At 48.1% G+C, this 9,780-nt stretch carries 11 protein-coding genes and 1 pseudogene; 5 read left to right on the top strand and 7 right to left on the bottom strand.

All coding sequences use genetic code 11. From position 1 onward, the window contains the following. Positions 1 to 471: pseudogene (locus KDK17_RS03185) on the top strand (hypothetical protein); the annotation flags it as partial. A gap of 187 nt (positions 472 to 658) precedes the next feature. After that, complete coding sequence (locus tag KDK17_RS03180) at positions 659 to 925, top strand: hypothetical protein (protein WP_257254685.1); 267 nt, start codon at positions 659 to 661, stop codon at positions 923 to 925. 42 nt (positions 926 to 967) lie between these two features. On the opposite strand, the gene KDK17_RS03175 is transcribed toward KDK17_RS03180, so the two are convergent. Continuing rightward, complete coding sequence (locus tag KDK17_RS03175; RefSeq protein WP_257254684.1) at positions 968 to 1,831, bottom strand: YicC/YloC family endoribonuclease; 864 nt, start codon at positions 1,829 to 1,831, stop codon at positions 968 to 970. 219 nt (positions 1,832 to 2,050) lie between these two features. On the opposite strand from KDK17_RS03175, the gene rph reads away from it, so the two are divergent. Beyond that, positions 2,051 to 2,770, top strand: coding sequence for a ribonuclease PH (gene rph / locus KDK17_RS03170; protein WP_257254683.1), 720 nt, complete (start codon positions 2,051 to 2,053; stop codon positions 2,768 to 2,770). A gap of 102 nt (positions 2,771 to 2,872) precedes the next feature. On the opposite strand, the gene KDK17_RS03165 is transcribed toward rph, so the two are convergent. Continuing rightward, positions 2,873 to 3,649: an exodeoxyribonuclease III gene (locus KDK17_RS03165; RefSeq protein ID WP_257281829.1), complete on the bottom strand. Its 777-nt coding sequence runs from the start codon at positions 3,647 to 3,649 to the stop codon at positions 2,873 to 2,875. Positions 3,650 to 4,407: 758 nt separating this feature from the next. On the opposite strand from KDK17_RS03165, the gene pyrE reads away from it, so the two are divergent. Beyond that, positions 4,408 to 5,049 (top strand): orotate phosphoribosyltransferase, encoded by a 642-nt coding sequence (pyrE, locus tag KDK17_RS03160; RefSeq protein WP_257254045.1) that lies wholly within the window; start codon positions 4,408 to 4,410, stop codon positions 5,047 to 5,049. Between the two features lie 66 nt (positions 5,050 to 5,115). On the opposite strand, the gene slmA is transcribed toward pyrE, so the two are convergent. The 5 genes from slmA to KDK17_RS19460 all read right to left on the bottom strand — a co-directional run bounded on the left by slmA (position 5,116) and on the right by KDK17_RS19460 (position 9,033). Next, on the bottom strand, positions 5,116 to 5,706 hold the full coding sequence (gene slmA / locus KDK17_RS03155; RefSeq protein WP_257281830.1) for a nucleoid occlusion factor SlmA: 591 nt from the start codon (positions 5,704 to 5,706) through the stop codon (positions 5,116 to 5,118). Between the two features lie 169 nt (positions 5,707 to 5,875). Continuing rightward, positions 5,876 to 6,781, bottom strand: coding sequence for an acetylglutamate kinase (gene argB / locus KDK17_RS03150; protein ID WP_257254046.1), 906 nt, complete (start codon positions 6,779 to 6,781; stop codon positions 5,876 to 5,878). Between the two features lie 109 nt (positions 6,782 to 6,890). Then, positions 6,891 to 7,346, bottom strand: a complete 456-nt coding sequence (gene dut, locus KDK17_RS03145) for a dUTP diphosphatase (RefSeq protein ID WP_257254047.1) — start codon at positions 7,344 to 7,346, stop codon at positions 6,891 to 6,893. Beyond that, positions 7,343 to 8,587: a bifunctional phosphopantothenoylcysteine decarboxylase/phosphopantothenate--cysteine ligase CoaBC gene (gene coaBC / locus KDK17_RS03140; protein ID WP_257254048.1), complete on the bottom strand. Its 1,245-nt coding sequence runs from the start codon at positions 8,585 to 8,587 to the stop codon at positions 7,343 to 7,345. Before coaBC ends, dut begins: the two co-directional genes overlap by 4 nt. Before the next feature lie 293 nt (positions 8,588 to 8,880). Next, complete coding sequence (locus KDK17_RS19460; RefSeq protein WP_257254049.1) at positions 8,881 to 9,033, bottom strand: Arm DNA-binding domain-containing protein; 153 nt, start codon at positions 9,031 to 9,033, stop codon at positions 8,881 to 8,883. A gap of 141 nt (positions 9,034 to 9,174) precedes the next feature. On the opposite strand from KDK17_RS19460, the gene KDK17_RS03135 reads away from it, so the two are divergent. After that, a partial coding sequence (locus KDK17_RS03135) for an RING finger protein (protein ID WP_257287326.1) occupies positions 9,175 to 9,780 on the top strand: 606 nt, incomplete at its 3' end.

Genomic DNA, 9,780 nt, shown 5'->3' with positions numbered 1-9,780 from the left:
CCTCTATACCCCGTTTACAGTTGCTCAATCATCAATACCTGCGCAGGGGGTTATTGCCTGAGCAGCAGTGGTGATCTTGAACAACAGCTGCGAACCGGAGAGCTTCTGGCTATCAGAGAAACCGGCAAGAAAAACTGGCTACGGGCCGCAGTACGCTGGGTTCAGGTGAATGATAAAAAAGATCTGCTCATGGGTTTGGAGCTTCTGTCTGCCTCAACAAAACCTTGTGCGCTCACACCTCTGAAAAAAAACATGGACACCACTCACTATCAGAGAGCGTTCCTTTTACCAATCATGCCGCCTGTGAATGATATGCCCACCTTGATAACGCCCAGGATGTCCTTCAAAAGTGGACTGAAATTCACTCTGCTCCAGGGAGACAAGATCCGAAAAGGGCAACTGCTGGAATGCATCTCCAGCTCACCGGGCTATAGACAGTTCAAGTTTCGACTGCTGGAAGATCAGTATTAAGTCTTCATTTTACACAAAGGTATTTCTACAAACTGAATACTTCTTACTACAGACTAATCACTTCTATAATCCTTTGATTAAACCCTGAAGATCGAAGCAAGGCAGTCAGGTGTTCAACAACCATTCTTTGACGTATTCTCTACTTTTCATCTGCCTTCTGACAGGCTGCACCACCACTCGGGAGGTCATGGAATCCTGGCAAAGTCACCACATAGAAGAAGTGGTCGGTAACTGGGGAGCCCCCAGCTCCACGCTGCAACTGAAAGGTGGTAAGAAAGTTTATAGCTGGGTCTCTAACTGGGGCTCAGCCTACCTGATGAGCACTTGTCGCCAGTCGTTTACTACTTCCTCCAAAGGCATCGTTTATAAATGGCGATACACTGGTTGCCCATACTGGCAATCAATATCAATGGATAAAATTAATACAATGCCATCGGACTTGGCAGACAACTAAAGCGTTTACGCAAAGAACACGCAAACCCGGAACCACAAGCATTTACTCAATATTCTGTATCTGCTCCCGCATCTGCTCAATCAGCACCTTAAGGTTGACAGCACTTTGTGTCAGACCTGCGTTAATGGATTTTGAGGACAGCGTGTTGGCTTCCCGGTTGAGTTCCTGCATCAAAAAATCAAGACGGCGCCCGATAGCCCCTTTCTTGCCCAGAGTGTGTTTAACTTCAGAAATGTGGGCAGATAAACGATCCAGCTCTTCATCAACGTCCATTTTCTGTGCCAGAATCACCAGCTCCTGTTCCAGTCGATCCGGCTCCAGCTCAGCCCTGGCTTCGTTGAGACGATCCATGATTTTTTGTCTTTGGGATTCCAGCAAATCAGGGAGAATAGAGCGCACGCTTTCTACTTCTTCGGTGACACCTTCCAGCCTTAACCGGATGAATTTCTCCAGCTCGGCCCCCTCTCTGCGACGGGAGTCCGACAGCTGTAACAGGGCTCCTTCAAACGCTTTGACAGCTGCCCCATGAACCGGAGTCATGTTGGTCTCTTCATTATCCATAATGCCGGGCCATTGCAGGACTTCCAGAGGATTCACGCCGGAAGCATTGATGAAATAGGTTTCAACTTTGTTCACCACAGATTGCAGAGCTTCCAGGACCGATTCATTGACGTTCAGTTGCTGCTGACCTTCCGCCAGTTGCAACTTCAATGAACATTCTACCTTGCCCCTGTGCAAGTGCTTTCTCAATGCCTCTCGCAATGCGGGTTCTAATTCCCTGACAGCTTCTGGCAGACGAAAATGAGGCTCCAGGTAGCGATGGTTGACTGAACGAATTTCCCACACCAGGCTGCCCCAGCCCTCCTGGACCTGAGTACGGGCAAACGCCGTCATACTGGAAGTCATAAGTTTCCCTATTAAAAGAACAGCCAGCCACAATGGCTGAGCATGAGTAGTGTACGAAAAAGTTTGCAATCTGGTGCTGCAGGATACATCAACAGCAAGCAGTATCAAGCTTCGGTGAGCTTTCGGCCGTCCGTGGTTATTTTATGGCAAACATAGAGCCCTCGGCCTGCCTTGGTTATAATTCCGCTTTTAACATTCTCGGCGGTAGAAGGTAAGACCATGCGGCGTCCCAGTGGAAGAACTGCAGATCAGTTACGCAACATTAAAATCACTCGTGAGTACACCATGCACGCTGAAGGATCAGTGCTGGTTGAGTTTGGCAACACCAAGGTAATCTGCACCGCGTCTGTCGACAGGTCAGTTCCCCGATTTCTGAAAGGTTCCGGACAAGGCTGGGTGACCGCCGAATACGGTATGCTGCCCCGTTCAACCACAGACCGGATGGGTCGCGAAGCTGCCAGAGGCAAGCAGGGTGGCCGCACTCTGGAAATCCAGCGCCTTATTGGCCGCTCCCTGCGCGCTGCTGTTGATCTGAAAAAACTGGGTGAGAACACCATCACCATTGACTGTGATGTGATCCAGGCAGACGGTGGTACCCGCACAGCTTCTATTACCGGTGCCTGCGTAGCTCTGGTTGATGCTATTCGACATATGCAAAGGAAAAAGATCATCAAGAATGATCCATTCCTCCAACTGATTGCTTCTGTTTCTGTAGGTATTTATCAGGGTAGTCCGGTTCTGGACCTGGATTATCCAGAGGACTCCAACGCTGAAACCGATATGAACGTCGTCATGACAGAAGAGGGTGGTTTCATTGAGATTCAGGGTACCGCTGAAACAGCACCCTTCAGTCAAAACGAGATGACAGCCATGTTAGCCCTGGCTAAAGCAGGCATTGATGATCTGGTTAATCTGCAAAAAGAGGCTCTGGCAGAATAAACCGCCTGATCCAGACCGCTTGCCGGTCTGGCATCGCCGGATGAAACGTAGGAATAGGGATAACCGAGAGCCTGTCAGCTATCGGTTAAAAGAAAGTGCAGATCAGCTCTCCAATTCCCAGTCAAAGTCGATGATAACCGGAGCATGACTGGAGAAAGTCTGGTTTTTGTAGATGCCGCCATTCAATACACAGTGACGCATTCCGGCCGTGATGATCTGATAATCAATACGCATGCCCAGATTGTCTTGACGCAGAAAATCATCTTGCCACCAGCTGTATTTGCCAGACTCACGATCTACTTCACGATAGGCATCAAAGAAGCCCATATCACCCAGCAAGCCTTCCATCCAGCCGCGTTCGGCAGGCTGAAAACCGGAAACTTCTTCAGAATCGCGCCAGTTGGCCACATCAATCTTGCGATGAGCAATGTTCCAGGTACCCGCCATAATGAATTCACGGCGCTTGCGACGCTGCTTATTCAGGTGATGGGAGTAATTGTCCAGAAAGCGATACTTGAAATTCTGGCTGTTAGCATCATGACCTTCAGGCACATACATGCTGGCGATACTGATCTTATCAAAGTCGGCCTGGATATAACGCCCTGTTTCATCCGCCTCGGGAAAACCAAGGCCGCTGATAATGGCTTTGGGCGACTGACGTGTATACATAGCTACACCGCCAGAATCTTTCCTGTCATAGCCACCATATGCATAACAGAAATATTCATTGAGCTGATACCGGTCTTCTTCCATTGCAAACTCATCCTCACGAATGTCCTGCAAACAGATAACATCGGCATCCTGGTCCATTAACCAGTCAAAAAGGCCTTTTTCACGCGCGTTTTTTATGCCTTCGCAATTAAAGCTGATAACTCTCATTATTGACTACACCTTGCCTTGACCAGACCTGGCCCGGCATAAAGCAAAACACCTGATTGGGCTGTCGACTTAAGTCAACAGTCGTTAAAACAGGCTTCATCCTGCATCTCTCTCACGCCAATGAGGGTGTCGACTCACAACCTGGATAGCCACAAGCCGCTCTTCAACCAGAGCGTCACTTCCCGGAGTCGGGACCAGCTTTAAACCGCCCTGATTAAACCCTGGAAATAACTTAATAGTTACAAGAGCTGCATTTCCACGGTAAAAGTTCAACTACACAGAGTACAGGAAAAGAGGGAATTTTAACTGACGGATGATACAGGGTTGTCGCCGATATGTTTATCCGCATAAATGCTGCCCCGGCTTCTCAAAAGCTCAGAACAGGGTACTGCCGTTAGTCATCAAAACATTATTTTGATTTTTTCTCTTCTAAAGACACTACCTTCGAGAATAGCTGCACCGATGGATAATTGGCAAAGGTATTTTACAAATTGAAGTTTCCCATACAGTTTGCTGACCTTCTTATCATAGACTTACTGCAGATTTACACGACTAATGACGTAAGACCGGATTTCAAAAGGTTCCGATCCATTAGTCAGAGCTTTATAAAAACTTCATACCAGCCAATCGTTCGTTCTACTGCATATTACTCCAGTAAATCCAACTTTATCTGGTAAAAATCATTTCGGAGCCTGCATGTGAGAAATTTTCACGGTAAAATACAGCTATCTTTTTTACGAATAAGCACTTGATAGATCATGCTCGATTATCAGAGAGAGTTTCTGGACTTCGCCTTACAGGAACAAGTCATTCGCTTCGGTGAGTTTACCCTAAAATCAGGCAGAAAATCGCCCTACTTCTTTAATGCCGGTCTTTTCAATACCGGTGAAGCCATCAGCAAAATGGGTCAGTTCTACGCCCATGCCCTGGTCAATTCCGGCATCGAGTACGATATTCTTTTTGGCCCGGCCTACAAGGGTATCCCTCTCGCCACCACGACTGCTGTAGCATTGTCTGAGCATCACAACCTCAATACGCCCTTGTGTTTCAACCGCAAGGAAATCAAAGATCATGGAGAGGGGGGCAATATTGTCGGCGCACCGCTTGAAGGTCGTGTCATCATTGTGGATGACGTGATCACAGCGGGAACTGCTGTGCGAGAAGTCATGGAAATTATCGACCAGAGCCCTGCCAGTCCGGCCGGAGTCATGATTGCCCTGGACCGTCAGGAAAAAGGCAAGGGCGAACTGTCGGCTATTCAGGAAGTTGAGAGAGATTTTGCCATTCCCGTGGTCAGCATTGTCACACTTAATGACCTTCTGTCGTATGCTGAGGAGAACAAAGACATAAAAATGTATGCCACCGCCATCAGGGAATACAGAGAACGCTACGGGGTCTGAAATCAGCTCAAGAGGCTTGCCCTGCAAGCCTCGGGAACCCAAGGCTCAGGCTTTTACGCATAACGCTCACCTGAAGACTATCGTTTCCAGCACTTCCCATTGCCCGAGCCACTGCTCAGTTGGCTTTCGCTTGAACTCACTGCGCACATACTGGCAAATACGTCCTTCAACAATGGAAAGCAGCATATTAGCCATAGCACCCGGGGTGACTTGGGGTCTCAGTCCCTCATTGAGTTCAGCACCTCTGAGGACTTGCTTGATCTGGGTTTCCAGCCGGTCAAACAGTCTGAAAACTCTTTGTCTCAGGCGATCAGGCTCTCCGGCCAGAGCATCACCAGTAAGAATACGGGTTAAGCCAGGGTTTTTCTCACAGAAACCGAGCAGAAGTTGCAGAATCTTGCCACATCGCTGCAAAGCCCGCTGCTCTTCTTCCAATATCAGATTAACCCTTGAGAACAAAGTGTCTTCTATAAACTCTATCAGGCCTTCAAACATTTTGGCCTTACTGGGAAAGTGGCGGTAGAGCGCTGCTTCAGACACCCCCACTTCTTTGGCCAGAGATGAGGTGGTAATCCTCTCTCCGGGGGCATTTTCCAGCATATGGGCCAGTGCCTGCAGAATTTGATCCTTTCGGGAAAACTTTCTGGTTTTATCCATTACTTCTCGACACACTCTTACTATGTCCGTGAAAATTTTTTCAGACTACAAACAGCCCTGAGCCAAAAAAAGCCTTGAGCCAAAAATGCCGCTGACCTCTGACCTTAAAGATCGCTATTTTGCCTTACGTCACGTTAAGAAGGCTATTTCTTTTCCCATGGCCTTAGATTCACGACTGACCACCAGTAATCAGAGTACCCACGCCCTGATCGGTCAGAAGTTCCAGTAGCAAGGCATGGGGAACTCTTCCATCAATGATATGAGCCCGGTTTACCCCATTACTGACTGCATTCAGGGCGCACTGGATTTTTGGCAGCATACCGCCATAAATCGTGCCATCAGCAATCAGCTTCTCAACTTGCCCGGAATCCAGGCCGGTCAACAACTCACCTTCTTTACTGAGCAGCCCCGGAGTATTGGTCAGCAGTAACAGTTTTTCCGCATTCAGAGCTTCAGCAAGATGACCCGCCACCAGATCGGCATTGATATTGTATGATAGACCTGAATCATCAACACCAATAGGTGCCACCACAGGAATAAAATCTGAGTTCTGCAGCATCTCAACAATGCTGGTGTCGATAAACTCCACTTCACCCACATGACCAATATCTATAATTTCCGGTGCCGACATTTCCGGTGTCTTGTGGGTCACTTTCAAACGCCGTGCCCGGATGAAGCAACCATCCTTACCTGTAACACCCACTGCACGACCACCGTTGTTATTAATCAGCGTGACAATTTCCTTGTTGACTAATCCACCCAGTACCATTTCGACAACATCCATAGTACTCGAGTCTGTCACCCTCATTCCCTGCACGAAGCGGGTTTCCAGATTCAGACGTTTCAGCATGGACCCGATCTGAGGGCCGCCCCCATGAACAACAACAGGATTGATGCCTACCGCTTTCAGCATGACGACGCCCTGGGCGAAAGCATTTTTCAGTTCTTCACTCTCCATAGCGTTGCCACCGTACTTGATGACTATGGTTTTACCTGAAAAACGCTGCAAATAGGGCAGTGCCTCGGTGATTACCCGGGCCCGATCATGCAATGGCAGTTGGGTCGCTTTATCCATCAATACTCCTCACAAAACACCATCAGCCGAAAAAAAAAGCAGGGTAAAAGTTTGACCCTAAAAAAAGATGCTCCCGGCTCAGGCAGTGTCTCGCACTGCCTGCTCTGATTCATCGAGTGCCTGAGTGACCAAAGCCACCGGCACCGCGATCGCTTTCCTCAAAACTCTCAACAATATCCAGTTTGGCCTGAACCACCGGCACCAGCACCAGCTGAGCGATGCGCTCACCGGGCTCAATGGTGAACGTCGATTGACCCCGGTTCCAACAGGAAACCATTAACTGCCCCTGATAATCTGAGTCAATCAGACCCACCAGGTTACCCAGAACAATACCGTGTTTATGCCCCAGCCCGGAGCGGGGTAAAATCATGGCAGCCAGAGCAGCGTCTTCAATATGAATGGCCATACCGGTAGGCAGCAGCTCAGTCTGACCCGGCTCAAGTGTCAGGGACTTTTCCAGCATGGCTCGCAGATCAATACCTGCAGAGCCATCGGTTGCATAAGCTGGCATAGGAAATTCGGAGCCTAGTCGTGCATCAAGAATTCGGGTTTTCAGTGCTTTCATTGGTCACCTGACGTGTTTTCGTGTGCTTCTTTCCATTTACCAAAACGGCGCGCAATAATTTTCAGAATCTTTCTGGACAGAACTGTCTTGGAAGCTCTTGGCATGGGCTCTTCAAAATCTTCACCCAGAACGGTCACTTCATTATTGTCACTGCTGAAACCTATATCACCATCTGATACGTCATTGGCAACAATCAGGTCCAGTTTCTTGCGATGCAGCTTATCCGCTGCATAACCCAGAACATTTTGGGTTTCTGCCGCAAAGCCAATGACGAAGGGTCGTACCTCCAAATCTGCTACCGATGCAACAATATCTGGATTCTTGACCAACTTGATCTCCAGCGTTTCAGAAGGATCATCAGGATTTTTCTTGATCTTGTTTTTCTGGATTTCAACAGGACGATAATCACAGACCGCTGCACAGCCAATAAAGATATCAACCCCTTCGATATTATCGAGGACAGCCTGATGCATATCTCTGGCACTGATGACATCAATACGTTCAACCCGGTCGGGTGATTCCAGAGCAACCGGCCCACTGACCAGCGTCACCGACGCGCCGGCTTCCATAGCTGCATCCGCCAGAGAGTATGCCATTTTTCCAGAGCTGTGATTGGAAATGAACCGCACCGGGTCCAGGGCTTCTTGGGTAGGTCCGGCGGTAATCAGAACATTCAGGCCATTCAACAAATCATGTTCAAACATTTCAGCGGCATGTCGGGCGATCAGTTCAGGGTCCAGCATTCGACCCGGACCAATATCACCACAGGCCTGACTACCCTCGTCAGGCCCGAAGATACGAACGCTGCGTTCTTTTAACAGCTCAATATTCTGCTGCGTGCTCTGGTCTCGCCACATGCCCTGATTCATAGCAGGAGCCAGACAGACAGGGGCACTGGTTGCCAGACACAGCGTGGTCAGAAGATCATCGGCCTGACCACCAGTCAGCCGGGCCATGAAGTCAGCTGTGGCCGGTGCCACCAGCACCACATCAGCCCAGCGGGCCAGCTCAATATGACCCATTCCGGCTTCAGCTTTGGCATCCAGCAGATCCAGATGTACCGGATTGTGGGAAAGGGCCTGAAGCGTCAGAGGCGTGATGAATTCACAGGCAGCTTTGGTCATGACCACCCGGACATCCGCATCCCACTTGCGCAGCATACGAATCAACTCAGCGCTTTTGTAGGCAGCAATGCCTCCTGTGACGCCAAGCAAAATCCGTTTATTTCTTAAACGTTGCATAGTCGGCCTATGTTCGATAAATAAAGGGTGTTTCTCAATTCCTATAAACCTTTGGAGCTATTTTAATTTATAAGACAGGCATTAGATAGATGACATTGATCAGTCATTGCTACAGAGATTGGCCGGATTTTACCTTTTTAGTCTTTGTTTTACCCCTCTGATAAACATCAATCACTGATGCAGGATACAACCCTGTCAGTGCCTCATTGTCTTAAAGGCTGCCACTGCTGTTGAAAAGTCCAGTCCAACACACAACAGTTATTAAATACCTATGAAAATCAGTCGTGTATTTCCTACAGAATGGTGGCCTCAAAGCCCGATGCATAGTCAATATTGTTCTTGGTAGGGGCCAGACCGAGTTCCTCCCGACACATGCGGCCTTTGTAGCGAAATTCATGAAGTTGGGAAACGGACGGAAAAAGATGAAATCTGATCTGGACGAACATGACACTGGCCTCTATAAAGAAGTACACAAATCTAAAAGCATCGCTTAATAACAAATTCAGGGACTGCGAAGTAGATGCTTTCCTTTGGCACTTTTTGTAATGCCGGTTCTCTTGATTAAAATCTAAATGGTGAAGCCGTTTATGCGCTTGTTTATTTTTTTAGTCTTCAACTTAATTTTAACAATCAGCACAGGATACGCTGACGTATGTCCGATTTGTCTACATGAAATTAACAGTGATCAGCAAAGTACCAGCCTTTGCTGCGGACATGATTTTCATGAGGATTGTATAAATACATTACGATCAGATCACCGTGATCTACTATGCCCGGTTTGTAGGCAGCGATCCCGAATACACCATGGTGCAGAATCAGGAGATCATGAGAGATGTCGTTGGGAAGAACCTATGTATCAGGCACTTTCCAGACCAGGGGCTCAGGCAGGAATGATTGCCATACTACAAAGCGAGCCGGCAGATCCTGATACACTGGCTATAGCAGCTACATTTGTAAAGTCACAACACCAGTACCCACCGATAAACGATACCGATAGAGGATTATACGAAACATTATCTAATTTGTTCTTTCAGCGTATGTCAGAGTTAAGCGAAGCCGATCAGTGGAAATCAGTAGCATTTCTTAAAACGCTTTCGAATAGAATGAATGAGGCAGAGGCAGAAACACAGTCACAGAATCAAACAGAGACAGAAACACAGTCACAGACTCAAACAGAGACAGAAACACAGTCA

It is taken from the genome of Endozoicomonas sp. SESOKO2, assembly GCF_024606245.1.
Taxonomy (GTDB): domain Bacteria; phylum Pseudomonadota; class Gammaproteobacteria; order Pseudomonadales; family Endozoicomonadaceae; genus Endozoicomonas_A.
Note: the sequence above shows the minus strand (reverse complement) of the source record. Positions and strands in the feature narration are given on the sequence as shown.